Origin of the sequence: Shewanella dokdonensis (genome assembly GCF_018394335.1) — a bacterium.
Taxonomy (GTDB): Bacteria; Pseudomonadota; Gammaproteobacteria; order Enterobacterales; family Shewanellaceae; genus Shewanella; species Shewanella dokdonensis.
This window is the reverse complement of record NZ_CP074572.1, coordinates 3,791,940-3,808,777: the sequence shown is the minus strand read 5'-3', so window position 1 is coordinate 3,808,777 and position 16,838 is coordinate 3,791,940. Positions and strand designations below refer to the sequence as shown.

Here is a 16,838-nt window from a genome sequence, read left to right as displayed (position 1 = left end):
GCTAGGCGATTACAAATGCCGGGGCGTCATCCTGCACAAACATGGTGGCGCCCTGTGGTTTGGTTTGTGACACCTCTAATGTTGCATTTGGCAGGCTTATATCATTCAGCGCGTGGGTCGCGATGGATGGCGCAAAGAAATTTTCAGTGGTTGCGTGTTTCTGTTGCGCATTCACCTGCCCCATGAGTCTAGTGATACCCAGCGGATAGGCATTAGCATCTGAGGATTGCGCCATCTCTGTCGTTGCTGGTGACTTGGCATTAGGTTGTTGAGTATCTTCCGGCAATGGTGCCACTCCGGCAACGTTACGCTGAGAAGTGAGCTGTTCTCTGGCCATATTATATTTTCGCATCGCTTCTGCCGCCACCTGGATATCAGCGGCGGAAGGAGCCATTGGTGCCATTGCTGCCGCATAAACCTGCTTCATTTTATTCATGGTGGCTTGCGGATCCTTAGGGATTACCGCCACATCAATGTGCACTTCTCCATCCACGGCATAACGCTTGCCATCGGTTCCATGTTCATAGTCAAACTGAGGTTGTCCCGCATAGATACCACCAACGGCAGCGTGCGCCTGCTCATGGGAGCGCACTTCCGTGTCCCGCTGCTGGAGTTGCTTCAGTTGTTGTAGTTCCTGTGCCTGTGCGCCACTATCAATATCCGATGCGTTCCCAGCCGCATCGGCCGGTGTAGTATCTGCAACAGTTTGTGCTGCGGTGGTTTCTGAACTAGTGATTTCCGAACTAGGGTCATTTATCGCTGCAGCTCCTAAAGCGCCCAATGACAGACTGAATAAAGCAGCACGATTGTTTTGCGGCAATACCACAGCAGCGTCATCGGCTGATGTGACAAACACATCAGGGCTTGAGGAAGTTGTTGCAGGATCGCGAATGGTATTAGCAGATAAAACTTCGTCGACTGGTAAAGCCGCAGCACGGCTACGGCCAGTCATGGTCGGCGCTTGCAGGAAAGCAGCGCCGGGAACATGTTAAACCTCGATATCGATAATGCTACCGAGTGTATCAGAAGCTCGTTGCAACACGTCTACAGACGCTTCCCCTGACGCTCGGAAACCATGGCAGAAACCAACGCGCTGGTAGTATCTGGACGATTACCAACCGCGGCAACAGCATTGCTACTGTTCTCTGCCGAAGACGCTGACGTTGGTTGCACCGATGCTTGAGCAACATCAACGGTCGCCTGGGTCAACCCCGACTGCGCCGCTTGTAACCCCTGCATACCAGCAGCAAATGCGGACGATATTTGCATTAACTTTCCTCCAACAATCGCAGATGCGTTGAGGTATACCACACCTCACCAATGTTTGATTATTGTACAAATCAGTGCTTATGTACAGTATCAGTCCCATATACCACAGTGAAAAAACGCGGCAAAAATACGATTAACGCCACATGATTAAACGTGTTGCTTATCACCTAGAGCGGTGACAATAGTGGCATTAAATATTTAAGCTAACACATGTTCACTTAGATATAGTAATCCACTACTGCTGTTGTTACACTCAGATCACTAACATTGACCAGCAGAGAAGCTATTGCAATGACAGTAAGAACCGCTGAAGAGCCTATTATTGGTAGCTATTCATTCAATGAAGAGTTAGCCAACAGTATCAGTCATGGTCTAGGGATCATATTAGGTATTGTGGCACTAACATTGATGCTGAATAAGGGCTGGCATTCACTCTCATCAGTTCAGTTAACAGGTGTAAGCATATACGGCGCCAGTTTCATCCTGTTATTTCTCTGCTCTACGCTCTACCACAGCATTCCGCAGTTACATTGGAAGCGACGCCTGAAAGTGTTGGATCACTGTGCTATTTATCTGCTAATCGCTGGCACTTATACCCCGATGATGCTGATCTCCATGAACGGTACCGAGACCGAATGGGTACTGGTTGCCATCTGGTCACTAGCGGCGGCGGTGTGGTTTTTAAAAGTTTCTTTGTTCATAGATTCAAAGCCTTGAGTCTGACTTTATATCTGGTGATGGGATGGCTTTGTATCGCGATTTTGCCACAGCTGATTGCACATCTCTCCACTAGCGGATTTTGGTTGTTAGTTGCTGGTGGGTTAAGCTACAGCATTGGCGTTCCCTTCTATGCAATTAAGGCCATTCCCTTCAATCATGCCATCTGGCATTTATTTGTGCTAGGGGTGCGGTGTGCCATTTCCTATGTATCTATTTGAGTGTTATCCCCGCGTAATTTGTGCTGTCGCATACATTCATACGCGGCTTACAATAGCGCGCTTTGCTCTCCAATAATTATCCCAATCATCAACCAGTTGATGGCTCTCTAAGGCTAGTTAATGGATATTATGTCATTTTGGCGATGACAGCCGATTATGAATTGATGAAGGTAGGGATGATGCGTTTGATGTGATTGCTGTCCCTGCTCTACAAAGCTAATGAGCAAGTAAGGCCTAGCAAGGGGGATTGCCGCGAAAAGTTATGGGCTGAGTTCTATAGAATAAGAACGGGCTCATCTGTAAAACAGTTGCTGGTACAGACTTTTATTGAACTGATAGCAACTACTTAAAATACATGATGGTTAATCACTACTCGTTCCCAGAACTTCTGTGAAGAATAGCAACTAACCATCATAGTAAGCCTCATGAAAACCGAGGCTTTTACAGCAGAAATAATTAAACGATAGTGGCGTCTACCCGTTCGCGCAACTCTTTGCCGGGCTTAAAGTGTGGAACGTATTTGCCATCAAGTTCAACAGAACTTCCGGTTTTAGGATTACGTCCTACACGAGGTGCGCGATAGTGTAATGAGAAACTGCCAAAGCCACGGATTTCGATGCGATCACCGCTTTCCAATGTCTTCGCCATTTGCTCCAACATCTCTTTGATGGCATTTTCCACATCTTTCGCAGACAGTTGTGCTTGATCTGCCGCGAGTTTTTCGATCAGTTCGGATTTTGTCATCCTTGCTACCCCTATTTTTAAGCCAAACATTGGCGCTTACGGGCAGGAGCTAAGCTCCTGCCATTAAGGCTCATTATTTGCGGGCTGCCTTGAATGCTTCAGCCATAGCGTTAGTCATAACGACATCTTCCTGTTTATTCAGGTTAGCCATTACTTCTTTCTCTTCGGCTTCGTCTTTCGCACGAATTGACAAGCTGATGGCACGGTTCTTACGATCCACACCCATAAACTTGGCTTCAACGCTATCACCGACATTGTATACGGTAGAAGCGTCTTCGATGCGTTCGCGGCTGATATCAGCTACACGGATGTAACCTTCAACAGTGTCCGCCAGTTCTACAGTCACGCCTTTGGCATCAACAGCAGTTACTGTACCGTTTACAATAGAACCTTTCTTCTTATCTGCCAAGTAGGCATTGAAAGGATCATCTTCAGTCTGTTTTACACCAAGGCTGATACGTTCACGTTCTGGGTCAACAGACAGTACAACAGCAGTGATTTCATCACCTTTCTTGTATTCGCCAACAGCTTCTTCGCCGTTATTGTTCCAAGAGATGTCAGACAGGTGAACCAGACCATCGATGCCACCGTCCAGACCAATGAAGATACCGAAGTCAGTGATAGATTTGATCTTACCAGTAACTTTGTCGCCCTTGGCGTAACGGTTGGAGAAGTCTTCCCATGGGTTAGTCTTACACTGTTTCAGACCCAGAGAGATACGACGACGTTCTTCGTCGATATCCAGTACCAGAACTTCCACTTCATCACCCAGGCTAACAACCTTGGATGGGTGGATGTTCTTGTTGGTCCAATCCATTTCAGATACGTGTACCAGACCTTCAACACCTTCTTCGATTTCAACGAAGCAGCCATAATCGGTCAGGTTAGTCACACGACCAGTCAGCTTGGTGTTTTCTGGATAACGTTTGCTGATTTCCAACCATGGGTCTTCACCCAGTTGTTTCAGACCCAGTGAAACACGAGTGCGTTCACGGTCATATTTCAGCACTTTAACAGTGATTTCGTCACCAACATTGACGATTTCAGATGGATGCTTAACGCGTTTCCATGCCATGTCAGTGATGTGCAGCAGACCGTCAACACCACCCAGATCCACAAATGCACCGTAGTCTGTAAGGTTTTTAACGATACCTTTAACCGCTTGACCTTCCTGCAGGTTTTCCAACAGGGCGTCACGTTCGGCGCTGCTTTCAGATTCGATAACGGCGCGGCGAGAAACCACTACGTTGTTACGTTTCTGATCCAGTTTGATAACCTTGAATTCCAATTCTTTGTTTTCCAGGTGCGCAGTGTCGCGTACTGGACGAACATCAACCAGTGAACCTGGCAGGAATGCACGGATACCATTCAATTCAACAGTGAAACCGCCTTTAACCTTACCGTTGATAATGCCGATAACGGTGGCATTTTCTTCGTAGGCTTTTTCCAGAACGATCCAGGCTTCATGGCGCTTAGCTTTTTCACGAGACAGTTGGGTTTCACCAAAGCCGTCTTCTACGCTGTCCAGCGCTACGTCAACTTGGTCACCTACAGCAATTTCCAGTTCGCCTTGGGCGTTCTTGAACTGCTCGGCAGGAATTGGGCTTTCTGATTTCAGGCCTGCATCAACCAGCACCATGCCATTTTCAATGGCAACTACAGTACCGCGGACGATAGAACCTGGACGAAATTCCAGTTGTTGAAGGGATTGTTCAAACAGATCAGCAAAAGATTCAGTCATGTTAATTACTTTAAAATTAAAGCCATACTACATCCTGAGCATGGGGTCAGTTCACTAATCCCCTGCATCCTTGCGGGAGATACTCAAACCACGTGTATTAAATACCCGCAGCGGATAATTTCTGTTCAATGTGTTTCAGTGCTAACTGAAACACCGCTTCGATACCGAGACCCGTTGTGTCAATCACCAGCGCATCATCTGCTGGTACTAACGGTGCAACAGCGCGATTCATGTCTCTGAAATCACGCTCTTTAATCTCGGTTAAAAGGCGTTCGATGTTAACATCAAAGCCCTTGTCTAGCAACTGATTATAGCGCCGTTCGGCGCGTTCTTCCGCCGTTGCGGTTAAAAACAATTTAGCGGGGGCGTTAGGAAAAACCACGGTGCCCATATCCCGGCCATCAGCAATCAGTCCAGGGGCGACATTAAACGCACGCTGACGTCGCAGCAATGCTTCGCGTACCCGCGGGAAAGCGGCAACCCGCGAGGCCGCGTCAGAACATTCCTGGGAGCGAATACTGGTGGTAACATCTTCACCTTCAAGCACTATTTTGGTAGTTTCCTTGTCGGCATCAGCCAGAAACTGCACATCGAGGTGAGTAGCGAGCAAGGTAATGGCTTCTTCGTTATCTAGCCCCACATTGTGGTGAATTGCTGCCAGTGCCAGCACACGATAGATAGCGCCGCTATCAAGCAGCTTCCATCCTAACCGGGTAGCCAACATCTGGCTAATGGTTCCTTTTCCCGCTCCGCTGGGGCCATCAATAGTGACGACAGGCGCCCGTTCAGACATAGAATCCTCCGCAATATAGTGTCGTTCCCAAACACGCACCAATCTTAATAATTGTAGTGTCCAGGAATTAAGCGGGCCGTATTATACATGAATACGGCCCGCTGCAACGGCGAAATTTAGCAAACAAACCCAGTATGACTGTTACGCTAACGTGACAAAGCCGCAAACTGGCGGAAATAGTCGGGAAAGGTTTTTGAAGTGCAGTCTGGATCGCGGATTGTCACGCCACAATCGGCAAACGCCAGCAGTGAAAAACACATCGCCATCCGATGATCGTTATAGGTATCAATCGTGGCATGCTGCACTGTTTTCGGCGGGATGATACGAATAAAGTCCTCACCCTCTTCCACCTCGGCACCCACTTTACGCAATTCTGTTGCCATGGCTGCCAACCGATCTGTTTCTTTAATGCGCCAGTTATAAATGTTACTCAGCCGCGTTTCACCAGTAGCAAATATCGCCGCCGTGGCAATCGTCATAGCCGCATCGGGAATATGATTCATATCCATATCAATCCCCTGTAGCTGGCTACCTTTGGAAATAATAAAATCATCACCCCACTCTATTTGAGCGCCCATTGCCGCCAAGGCATCTGCAAATTTTATATCGCCTTGAATGCTTTGACGTCCGACACCAGTAACCTTCACTTCGCCACCGGCAATCGCCCCGGCGGCCAAGAAATAGGAGGCGGAGGAAGCATCGCCTTCCACTAACAATCTGCCTGGCGCGGTATATTGTTGCCCGGCGGCGATGTCAAAACGCTGATAGCCATGATTCTGTACTTCAACGCCAAATTTTTGCATCAACGCTAAGGTAATATCAATGTAAGGCTTTGATACTAAATCGCCTTGAACTTCAATGGTGACGGCCGATTGTGCCAGAGGTGCCACCATTAGCAACGCGGTAAGGAATTGGCTCGATAAGGTGCCCGCAATCGTTACGGTACCACCGGTCAAGCCTGTGCCCGCAATCTGCAGTGGTGGGTAATGTGAGTTTTTTAGATATTTGATATTGGCACCAAGTTGCCGTAGGGCATTGACCAAATCACCAATTGGCCGCTCTTCCATCCGGGGTTCGCCAGTCAGTTCAAAAACACCACGTCCCAGTGTAAGTGCTGCACACAGTGGGCGCATAGCGGTTCCGGCATTGCCAAGAAAGAGCGTTAATGGTGCGGCAACAGCAAACGGCCCAGCATTACCGTTGACCAAGCAACGGCTTTTATCGGCCGATAATTCATATTGGATACCGAGTTTAGACAAGGCGGCCAACATATGGCGAATATCATCGGAATCCAGCAGGTTAGTCAGCTCAGTTGGCCCGTTAGCCAAGGCTGCAAGCAATAACGCCCGATTCGAAATGCTTTTGGAACCAGGGATATTCACTTCACCGTTAAAATGAGCGACATGCGCTAGGCGTAGTTCTTTCATAGTCAACTATCTTGATTTATCGCAGCTTTTATTCTGCGCGGAAATATTATGCAAACGCCAAGAATACGGCTCTCGGCGACTCAACCCCAAAGTGTGTCTATTGTGCTTGGCCAAGTCTCGACCAACGACACAAAACTGCTGCTATAAAGTGACTGATTGACTGCGGCAGTTCAACCGTTTTCCATCAGATTGCCGCATCTCCCCTAAACGCTGCACAAAATAACAACAAAATGCCATAAAAATAGCGATTTTGTATCGTTCTCAAAAAATACCCACGTTGTTTATGATTTAAAACGGCAAGAGGGCCACAGATAATTAACTTCTGTGGTAAATGCCGCTATGCTAGCCCGACTAACCATTACCACAATAGAAATGCCGATGTTTAACCATTTACAAGCGATGCCCGCAGACCCGATCCTGGGACTATTGAGTCAATTCCGTGATGATACTCGTCCGTTAAAAGTCGATTTAGGTGTTGGTGTCTATAAAGATCCACAAGGCAACACCCCTATCCTTGCATGTGTGAAAACCGCAGAACGCCTACGCACCGCAACGGAAACCACCAAAGTCTATATCGGTCCGGCAGGCAGCGAAAAGTTTAACCAACTCTTCTGTCGTTTAGCCTTTGGTGCCGAACATAGCATTCTCGAACAGAACCGGGTGCGTAGCGTATCAACGCCTGGTGGCACAGGTTCATTAAAAGTGGCCGCCGATTTCATCAAGCGTTGCAATCCAGATGCCACCATGTGGGTGAGCGATCCTACGTGGGCCAATCACATCAGCCTGTTTAAAGGTGCTGGGCTCAAAGTGGCAAGTTACCCTTACTATGATCAGCAAAACAACCAGCTAAAGTTTGAAGAGATGCTAGCTGCGCTGCGACAATTAGGCAGTAATGACGTGGTGTTACTGCACGCTTGTTGCCACAATCCAACCGGCCAGGATCTCAGTGAAGCACAATGGGATCAAGTCGTTGCCGTTGCCGTAGAACGTGGATTTACGCCGTTAATTGATATGGCTTACCAAGGGTTTGGGGATGGTTTAGAACGGGATGCTTATGGAGTGCGCAAAATGGCTGCTGCCGTTGATGCAATGCTGCTGTGTGCTTCCTGCTCCAAAAACTTTGGACTTTATCGTGAACGTATTGGTGCCTGTGCGGTAATCACCCAAGATTCTCCCAAAGCGGATATCGCACTGTCAGTAATGTTGCATGTGATCCGAGCCAACTATTCCATGCCGCCAGCGCATGGTGCGGCTTTGGTAGAAACCATTTTAGGTTCTGAAGAACTGACCCAGCAATGGCTGGAAGAACTGGCTATTATGCGTAACCGTATCAACGGGAATCGAGCCATGCTGGTTGATAAAATTAAAGCGGCGGGTGTCACTCGTGATTTTAGTTTTATTGCTCGCCAGAAAGGGATGTTCTCGTTTTTAGGGATCACCGCAGAACAAGTCGAACAATTAAAACGTGATTACGGCATTTATATGGTCGGCTCAAGCCGTATCAGTGTTGCCGGGATCACCGAAGAAAACGTGGATTATCTGGCGCAATCGATAGCCGCCATTCTTTAAATATTGCTAACAAAAAAGCGACTGCATGCAGTCGCTTTCTTATGCCGGTAACGTTATCAGGCTTGGTGTTTTTCAGCAAAAGCCCGCATAAAATCGACCAAGGTCTGCACTCCAGCCAATGGCATCGCATTATAAATGCTCGCTCTCATGCCGCCAACAATGCGGTGACCTTTCAGAGCAACCAGTCCGTGAGTTTCTGCTTCCGCGAGGAACGCTTTATTGAGGTCTTCATCAGCCAACTGAAAAGTCACATTCATACGTGAACGGTTTTGTGGTGCCACCCCGTTTCGGTAAAAGTCCAGTTGATCGATACATTGGTACAGTAATTCCGCTTTCTGCTTATTTTGCGCTTCAATGGCAGCCACCCCACCAAGCTGTTTCAGCCACTTAAAGACTTCTGCCGCTAAATACCAGGCAAATGTAGGTGGTGTGTTGAACATGGAATCATGTGCTGCGGCAATGCGGTAATCCATTATAGAGGATGGATTGACCGCGGGCAGTTGCAGCAGATCCTTCCTCACGATCACTATGCTCAGCCCTGAAGGGCCAATATTTTTTGTGCGCCAGCGTAGATCATGCCGAACTTACTGATGTCCACTTGGCGAGACATGATGGTGGAGGACATATCGGCAATAACGGGCCAAGGTGCATTAATCTCTTCAAATATTTCGATGCCATCAACCGTTTCGTTCGGACAGTAATGAACGTAACGATATTGCGTGGCGGGGCCAGTTAATGCTGGCAAGGCCACCTGTTTTAACCCATTGATATTAGATACTATATTTATAGTATCTACCTGTTCTTCACCGACCAGCCGCACCGCTTCATCCGCCGCCGATTTTGACCACTGGCCACTGATTAAATAAAGGGCTTTACCATTGTTGCCAAGAAAATTATTCACAACGGCAGCAAACTGACCACGACCACCGCCATGCATAAACAACACATGGTAGTTATCAGGGATATTCATGAGTTCCCGTAAATCGGCCTCTGACTGTTTGGCTAGCGCGATAAAAGGCGCACCGCGATGGCTGACTTCCATCACCGATACACCTTGTCCCTGCCAATTCAGCAACTCAGCTTGAGCTTTAGCCATTACCGGTGGTGGCAACATTGCCGGGCCGGCACAAAAATTATAAACGGTACTCACTCATATTCTCCTTGAACCATAAAATGGGTAGAGACAAAACGAGCGCCACTTAGGACGCCCGTTTTCTACTTTCGCAGTTTACTCTGCGGTGTCTTCATCGGCGGCAATATCGCCTTCATTATCCGGGGCATCGGTCAGCATATCAACCTCGGCATCGTCTAGGATATCATCGTCCTCTGCCTGGATTTCGTCAATGCGTTGCAGTCCGACCACAGTTTCGTCGTCAGCCGTGCGGATGATGGTGACCCCCTGAGTGTTACGGCCAATTAATGAAACGCCGGAAACCGGGGTTCTCACCAATGTACCTTTATCACTGATCAGCATGATTTCATCATTTTCAGCAGCCTGTACCGCGCCTACCACTGCGCCGTTACGATCGCTGACTTTGATAGAAACCACGCCTTTGGTGGCGCGGCTCTTGGCGGGGTATTCATCCAATGCGGTGCGTTTACCAAAGCCGTTCGCGGTAACGGTCAGAATCGCATCATCACCACGAGGCACGATCAGTGAAACAACTTTCTGACCGTCTTCCAAGGCGATACCACGAACACCGGTAGCGGTACGACCCATTGGGCGCACACCTTTAAAGGTGATCTGTACTTCGCCGTTTTCATCCAACACCGGATTGCCATCTTCATCGGTTATCGGTGACTCTTCCGCTTCTTTAAAGCGTACCACCTTACCCGCATCCGAGAACAACATGATTTCACTGCTACCATCGGTGATATCCACGCCTATCAACTGGTCACCGTCTTTCAGGTTCACCGCAATAATGCCATTACTCCGTGGACGGCTGTATTCAGTCAGGGCGGTTTTCTTCACGGTACCATTGGAGGTTGCCATGATGATATACTTGCCTTCTTCGTATTCTCTTACCGGCAAAATAGCGGTGATGCGCTCTTCACCTTCTAGCGGTAACAGATTCACAATTGGACGACCACGCGACTGACGGCTCGCCAATGGCAACTGATATACTTTTAACCAATACAGTTTGCCAAAGTCTGAGAAGCACAAAATGGTGTCGTGAGTATTGGCAATCAGCAACTGCTCAACGAAGTCTTCATCTTTTACCTTGGTTGCCGCTTTACCTTTACCGCCACGGCGCTGCGCCTGATAGTCGGTTAGCGGTTGATACTTGGCATAACCTAGATGTGACAAGGTCACCACGACATCTTCTTCGTTGATCAAATCTTCCAGGCTGAGATCTGCGGCGGACTCATTGATTTCGGTACGGCGAGCATCGCCGAATTGGGTCAACACTTCTTGCAGCTCTTCCTTGATCACTTCCATCAAACGCACTGAGCTGTGCAGGATATGTAATAAACCAGCGATGGTTTCCAGCAGTTCTTCATATTCCTGCAGGATTTTTTCGTGTTCCAAGCCGGTCAGTTTCTGCAAACGCAGATCCAAAATTGCCTGAGCTTGTGTCTCGGTCAGGAAATATAGCCCCTCATGGATACCAAACTGCGGCTCCAACCATTCCGGCCGTGCGGCATCATCACCGGCTTTTTCCAGCATGGCCTGCACATTGCCCAAGGCCCAGCCCTGTTCCGTCAGACGTTGTTTAGCTTCGCTCGGGCTTGGAGAATTCTTGATCAGCTCAATAATCGGATCGATATTAGCCAAGGCAACGGCTAATGCTTCCAGGATGTGCGCCCGTTCGCGGGCTTTACGCAATTCAAATACGGTACGGCGGGTAACCACTTCGCGGCGATGCAGGATAAAGGCTTCTAGCATCTCCTTGATGTTGAACAGCTTTGGTTGGCCATTTGCCAACGCCACCATATTGATACCGAAAGAACACTGCATCTGGGTCTGTGCGTACAGATTATTCAGTACCACTTCCCCGACTTCACCGCGTTTGATTTCGATAACAATCCGCATGCCGTCCTTATCGGACTCATCACGTAAGCCGCTGATCCCTTCGATTTTTTTGTCTTTAACCAACTCAGCAATCTTTTCAATCAGGCGAGCTTTATTCACCTGATAAGGGATTTCGGTCACTACGATGCGTTCACGACCGTTATCTTCGGTTTCAAAGTCAGCGCGGGCACGCATGATCACTTTGCCACGACCGGTACGATAAGCTTCCTCAATACCTTTGCGGCCATTGATAATTGCAGCAGTCGGGAAGTCAGGCCCAGGAATGCAGTTGATCAGCTCATCAATGGAAAGGTCTGGGTTTTCAATCAACGCCAAACAACCATTGACCACTTCCGTCAGATTGTGTGGTGGAATGTTGGTCGCCATCCCCACCGCAATACCGGAAGAACCGTTGACCAGCAGGTTAGGGATCCGGGTCGGTAACACTTCGGGGATCTGTTCAGTACCATCATAGTTAGGTACAAAATCCACGGTTTCTTTATCGAGGTCGGCCAGCAGGTGATGGGCCAAGCGCTGCATGCGAATTTCGGTATAACGCATAGCGGCTGCGGCATCGCCGTCCACGGAACCGAAGTTCCCCTGCCCGTCAACCAAGGTATAACGCAATGAAAATGGTTGCGCCATACGCACTATGGTATCGTATACCGCACTATCGCCATGAGGGTGATACTTACCGATAACGTCACCAACGACACGGGCGGACTTTTTATAAGGTTTGTTCCAGTCGTTTTTCAGCTCGTTCATCGCAAACAGTACACGGCGATGAACTGGTTTCAAACCGTCACGAACATCTGGCAAGGCCCGGCCAACAATTACGCTCATGGCGTAGTCGAGGTAGGAAGTTCTTAGTTCGTCTTCAATATTGATTGGCGAAATGGATGAAGCCTGATCAGTCATAAACTGCTCGATCCCCTTATATGAAAGCTGACAACTTTTTGTTCCATGTCATTGTCGAGCCCTACTAACGTAATGGGTCATTCTAACACAGTTATCGGTGCTCGGAAGACCTGAAAGCAGTTAGTACGCCATATTTACGTTATCGTCGCGCTATACCGTGTAAAAAGAGCAAAATCTGTATAGATTTCGACAAGTTGAGCATTTTTTAAACAGTTGCTTGTCGCGGTCATGGGGAAACGGCAAAAGCGTGTAAATCAACGTACCCACTGTCTGCTTAACTGTGGTTATAATGGCGCGTCTTTCTATTTGTTTTTAAGGTATTGCCATGCAAGAAAATGCCAACGTCGATCCACAAGAGATCGCTAAATTTGAAAATATGGCGGCCGGCTGGTGGGATCCTCAAGGTGAATTTAAGCCTCTGCATGAACTTAACCCGTTACGGCTCAACTACATCGACTTGAAAGCGGGCGGTATTTTTCAGAAGCAGGTACTGGATGTTGGTTGCGGCGGCGGCATTCTTTCTGAAAGCATGGCAAAGCTAGGCGCCAAGGTCACCGGGCTTGATATGGGGCATGAGCCACTGGAAATCGCTAAGTTACATGCGCTTGAGTCAGCTATCACAGTGGATTACCAGCAACTGACCGCAGAAGAACATGCACTGAAGCATCCGGCTTATTATGATGTGGTGACCTGTATGGAGATGCTGGAGCATGTGCCGGAGCCACAGTCGGTGATTAACGCCTGCTGCACCATGGTAAAAACAGGCGGCTGGGTGTTTTTCTCCACCATCAACCGCAATCTGATGTCTTGGGTGCAAACAATTGTGGGGGCTGAATATCTGCTAAAAATGCTGCCTGTCGGCACGCATGTTCACAGCAAATTTCTCCGCCCTTCTGAGCTGATCGCTATGGCAGAACACACCGACCTTATCTGCCGCGATGCACTGGGGATCAAATATAACCCGCTCAATGGCATTTTCAGTTATACCCCAAGTGTCGAAGTGAACTACATGATCGCCTGCCAGAAAGTGGACTAGCCACATGTTATCTACGCCGGTTTCAGCGTTACTGTTTGATCTTGATGGTACTTTGGTGGACACCGCGCCGGACCTGATCGCGGCGGTGCATGCCGCTTTAGCGCAGACGGGTCTTGACAGCGCGGCTGACTATCACGCGCTGCGCGCCCAGGCTTCTAACGGTTCGCTAGCAATGATCAAAGCCGCAGTGCCACAGGCCGAGGCTCAACAACAGGAGTCGCTTAGGCTGTTGATGTTACAGCATTATCAACGCATTAACGGCCAGCAATCGACCCTGTTTGACGGGCTGGCAGCGTTATTTGCTCTCGCGCAGACACGGGGTATCGCCATCGGGGTAGTGACCAATAAGCCCGCCATCTTCACTAAACCGTTATTGTTGAAACTTGGGGTGCTAGATAAGCTCCAATCTGTCATCAGTGCCGATACGACTCTTTTTCGCAAACCACACCCCGCGCCTATGTTACTGGCAGCGCAGCAACTGCGAAGCGCACCCAAGGATATTTTGTACGTGGGCGATGCCGAACGTGACATTATCGCCGCCAAAGCTGCGAATATGCCGTCAGCGGCAGCGCTGTGGGGTTATATCAATGACGACGATGCGCCACCACAGTGGCAGGCCGATATTATGCTGTCAACGCCGTCACAGTTAACAGCACTACTGACAACTGACATGGCGATAGATCGTTAACGATCGCTGCATATTTTAGCAATCGAACCGCTCGAATCTGATCGCTCATATTTTGTACTAAAGGCGTAAATCCCTATATTGACGGCGTTTGTCGCATCTGTCAGGGAAAGAATGCGAAGATATCCACAAGATATGCCCTGAATCGTCACTTGCAAAACGCCGCCAGCCTCACTATCTTGTTACTCTGTAAACACAAAAACACCACATATTGTGTGTAGGCAACAATCTCAGCCACTAGTCGCAGACTCACATTCGACGTAAATGACGGCTCAGAATCTCTAAATACAGTGTCCAGTCGTCGGCATTTGATTGTTGTACTAAGGAAGTTTTGATGGTGTTTCGCCATCGTCATTAATGATAAAAACCAGGATCTATCTCTAATGAATAGCAATATGACAGTTACCAAACGCAGTGGCAAAAGAGAAACGATTGACCTCGAAAAGATCCACCGAGTAATCACTTGGGCCGCAGATGATTTGGCCAATGTGTCTGTATCCGAAGTCGAGTTGCGTGCTCACTTGCAATTTTACGATGGTATCCCCACCGAAATTATTCATGAAACCATCATTAAAGCTGCTGCGGATCTGATTTCACCAGATGCCCCAGATTATCAGTTTTTGGCAGCACGTTTGGCAATCTTCCATCTGCGTAAGAAAGCCTTCGGTCAGTTTGAGCCGCCAAAACTTGCTGATCATGTGGCTAAATTGGTTGAGATGGGAAAATACGACCGTCATATTCTGGAAGATTACAGCCGCGAAGAGCTGGATCTGATGGACAGCTATATCGACCACTGGCGCGACATGACCTTCTCTTATGCCGCCGTAAAGCAGTTGGAAGGTAAATATCTGGTACAAAACCGGGTGACTCATGAAGTTTACGAAAGTGCCCAGTTTCTTTATATCTTAGTTGCCGCTTGTTTGTTCTCTGGTTATCCGCGGCACAACCGCCTGCAATACATCAAAGATTTCTATGATGCGGTTTCCACCTTTAAAATTTCGCTGCCAACGCCCATCATGTCAGGCGTCCGTACACCGACTCGCCAGTTCAGTTCCTGCGTGCTGATCGAATGCGGTGACAGCTTGGATTCTATCAATGCCACATCGTCTGCCATTGTAAAATATGTCAGTCAGCGGGCGGGAATTGGTATTAACGCTGGCCGTATTCGTGCACTTGGTAGCCCTATCCGTGGTGGCGAAGCATTTCACACTGGCTGTATTCCATTCTTCAAGCATTTCCAGACAGCTGTAAAGTCTTGCTCACAGGGGGCGTCCGTGGTGGTGCAGCCACCCTTTTCTACCCGCTGTGGCACCTTGAGGTTGAATCGCTGTTGGTGCTGAAAAACAACCGCGGTGTTGAAGACAACCGTATCCGCCATCTGGATTACGGGGTACAGATCAATAAGCTGATGTACCAGCGTTTGATCAAGGGCGAAAATATCACCTTGTTCAGTCCTTCCGATGTGCCCGGACTGTATGATGCCTTCTTCGCTGATCAGGAAGAATTTGAGCGCTTGTATGTCAAATATGAACAGGATGAATCTATCCGCAAGCGTTCCTTACGGGCAGTTGAACTGTTCTCATTGATGATGCAAGAGCGCGCATCAACAGGCCGTATCTATATCCAAAACGTGGATCATTGCAATACTCACAGCCCGTTCGACCCGAGTGTTGCGCCGGTACATCAGTCCAATCTGTGTCTGGAAATTGCACTCCCGACAAAACCGCTTAACGATGTGAACGATGCAAATGGCGAAATTGCCTTGTGTACTTTGTCGGCATTAAACCTTGGCGCTATCGAAAATCTTGAAGAGATGGAAAAGTTAGCCGACTTAGCGGTGCGCGCCTTGGATAATCTGCTGGACTATCAAGACTATCCGATTGCTGCGGCTCGTTCTGCCTCCATGAATCGTCGCACCCTAGGTATTGGTGTTATCAACTTTGCCAACTATCTTGCCAAACATGGTGTGAAATATTCTGATGGCAGTGCCAACGCCCTGACCCATCGTACCTTTGAAGCTTTCCAGTACTATTTGCTGAAAGCCTCTATGGAGCTGGCCAAAGAACAAGGCGCTTGCCCGTTATTTAACGAGACCACTTATGCTCAAGGCATTTTGCCTATTGATACTTATAAGCACGATCTCGATAAAATCTGCAGCGAGCCATTGCATCTCGACTGGGAACAATTGCGAGCTGACATCAAGCAATATGGTTTGCGTAATTCGACACTGTCCGCCTTGATGCCATCAGAGACTTCATCGCAGATCTCCAATGCCACTAACGGCATTGAACCTCCACGAGGTCTGATCAGTGTTAAGGCCAGCAAAGACGGGCAACTGAAGCAAGTCGTACCGGATTACGAAAAGCTCAAGCATAAGTATGAGTTGTTATGGCAGATGCCAGGTAATGATGGCTACCTGCAACTTGTGGGCATCATGCAAAAGTTCATCGATCAGTCTATTTCGGCTAACACTAACTACGACCCGTCAAAATATGACAGTGGCAAAGTGCCAATGCAGACCTTGCTCAAAGATCTGCTGACCGCCTATAAACTTGGCGTCAAAACTCTGTACTATCACAATACCCGTGATGGGGCGTCAGATCGTTTCGATGAACTCAGCATTGAAAAAGAAGATGACGGTTGCGCCGGCGGCGCTTGCAAAATTTAAGGTTAACCGGGGCTAGTTTGGCCCCTTTGTTTGGACG

9 protein-coding genes and 4 pseudogenes are annotated in these 16,838 nt (G+C 48.4%); 5 read left to right on the top strand and 8 right to left on the bottom strand.

What is annotated here, in order from left to right:
* Nucleotide 1 precedes the first annotated feature (1 nt).
* Entirely contained in the window at nucleotides 2–952 is a 951-nt protein-coding gene (locus tag KHX94_RS21935) for a putative metalloprotease CJM1_0395 family protein (protein WP_213681676.1), read from the bottom strand.
* 36 nt (nucleotides 953–988) lie between these two features.
* Nucleotides 989–1,269 (bottom strand): annotated as a pseudogene (locus tag KHX94_RS18255) (chemotaxis protein).
* 291 nt (nucleotides 1,270–1,560) lie between these two features.
* Between KHX94_RS18255 and trhA the strand changes: the two are divergent.
* Nucleotides 1,561–2,207 (top strand): annotated as a pseudogene (gene trhA / locus KHX94_RS18250) (PAQR family membrane homeostasis protein TrhA).
* A gap of 456 nt (nucleotides 2,208–2,663) precedes the next feature.
* Here the strand turns inward: trhA and ihfB are convergent.
* The 4 genes from ihfB to aroA all read right to left on the bottom strand — a co-directional run bounded on the left by ihfB (nucleotide 2,664) and on the right by aroA (nucleotide 6,912).
* On the bottom strand, nucleotides 2,664–2,951 hold the full coding sequence (gene ihfB, locus KHX94_RS18245) for an integration host factor subunit beta (RefSeq protein WP_213681675.1): 288 nt from the start codon (nucleotides 2,949–2,951) through the stop codon (nucleotides 2,664–2,666).
* Nucleotides 2,952–3,024: 73 nt separating this feature from the next.
* Nucleotides 3,025–4,692, bottom strand: coding sequence for a 30S ribosomal protein S1 (rpsA, locus tag KHX94_RS18240; RefSeq protein WP_213681674.1), 1,668 nt, complete (start codon nucleotides 4,690–4,692; stop codon nucleotides 3,025–3,027).
* A 97-nt stretch (nucleotides 4,693–4,789) separates the two neighbouring features.
* Nucleotides 4,790–5,485, bottom strand: coding sequence for a (d)CMP kinase (gene cmk / locus KHX94_RS18235; RefSeq protein WP_213681673.1), 696 nt, complete (start codon nucleotides 5,483–5,485; stop codon nucleotides 4,790–4,792).
* A gap of 146 nt (nucleotides 5,486–5,631) precedes the next feature.
* The gene (gene aroA / locus KHX94_RS18230; protein WP_213681672.1) at nucleotides 5,632–6,912 is read right to left on the bottom strand and encodes a 3-phosphoshikimate 1-carboxyvinyltransferase; all 1,281 of its coding nucleotides are present in this window, start codon (nucleotides 6,910–6,912) and stop codon (nucleotides 5,632–5,634) included.
* Between the two features lie 378 nt (nucleotides 6,913–7,290).
* Between aroA and KHX94_RS18225 the strand changes: the two genes are divergently transcribed.
* The gene (locus KHX94_RS18225) at nucleotides 7,291–8,481 is read left to right on the top strand and encodes an amino acid aminotransferase (protein ID WP_213683514.1); all 1,191 of its coding nucleotides are present in this window, start codon (nucleotides 7,291–7,293) and stop codon (nucleotides 8,479–8,481) included.
* Nucleotides 8,482–8,537: 56 nt separating this feature from the next.
* Here KHX94_RS18225 and serC read toward each other — a convergent pair.
* Both serC and gyrA read right to left on the bottom strand, forming a co-directional pair.
* Nucleotides 8,538–9,631: pseudogene (gene serC / locus KHX94_RS18220) on the bottom strand (3-phosphoserine/phosphohydroxythreonine transaminase).
* A gap of 78 nt (nucleotides 9,632–9,709) precedes the next feature.
* A complete protein-coding gene (gyrA, locus tag KHX94_RS18215) occupies nucleotides 9,710–12,412 on the bottom strand; it encodes a DNA topoisomerase (ATP-hydrolyzing) subunit A (protein ID WP_213681671.1) in 2,703 nt (900 codons plus the stop codon).
* Nucleotides 12,413–12,737: 325 nt separating this feature from the next.
* On the opposite strand from gyrA, the gene ubiG reads away from it, so the two are divergent.
* The 3 genes and pseudogenes from ubiG (at nucleotide 12,738) to nrdA (ending at nucleotide 16,801) form a co-directional block, all read left to right on the top strand.
* Complete coding sequence (gene ubiG / locus KHX94_RS18210) at nucleotides 12,738–13,448, top strand: bifunctional 2-polyprenyl-6-hydroxyphenol methylase/3-demethylubiquinol 3-O-methyltransferase UbiG (protein ID WP_213681670.1); 711 nt, start codon at nucleotides 12,738–12,740, stop codon at nucleotides 13,446–13,448.
* A gap of 4 nt (nucleotides 13,449–13,452) precedes the next feature.
* Nucleotides 13,453–14,136: an HAD family hydrolase gene (locus KHX94_RS18205; RefSeq protein WP_213681669.1), complete on the top strand. Its 684-nt coding sequence runs from the start codon at nucleotides 13,453–13,455 to the stop codon at nucleotides 14,134–14,136.
* Between the two features lie 380 nt (nucleotides 14,137–14,516).
* Nucleotides 14,517–16,801, top strand: a pseudogene (nrdA, locus tag KHX94_RS18200) (class 1a ribonucleoside-diphosphate reductase subunit alpha).
* Nucleotides 16,802–16,838: the final 37 nt, after the last annotated feature.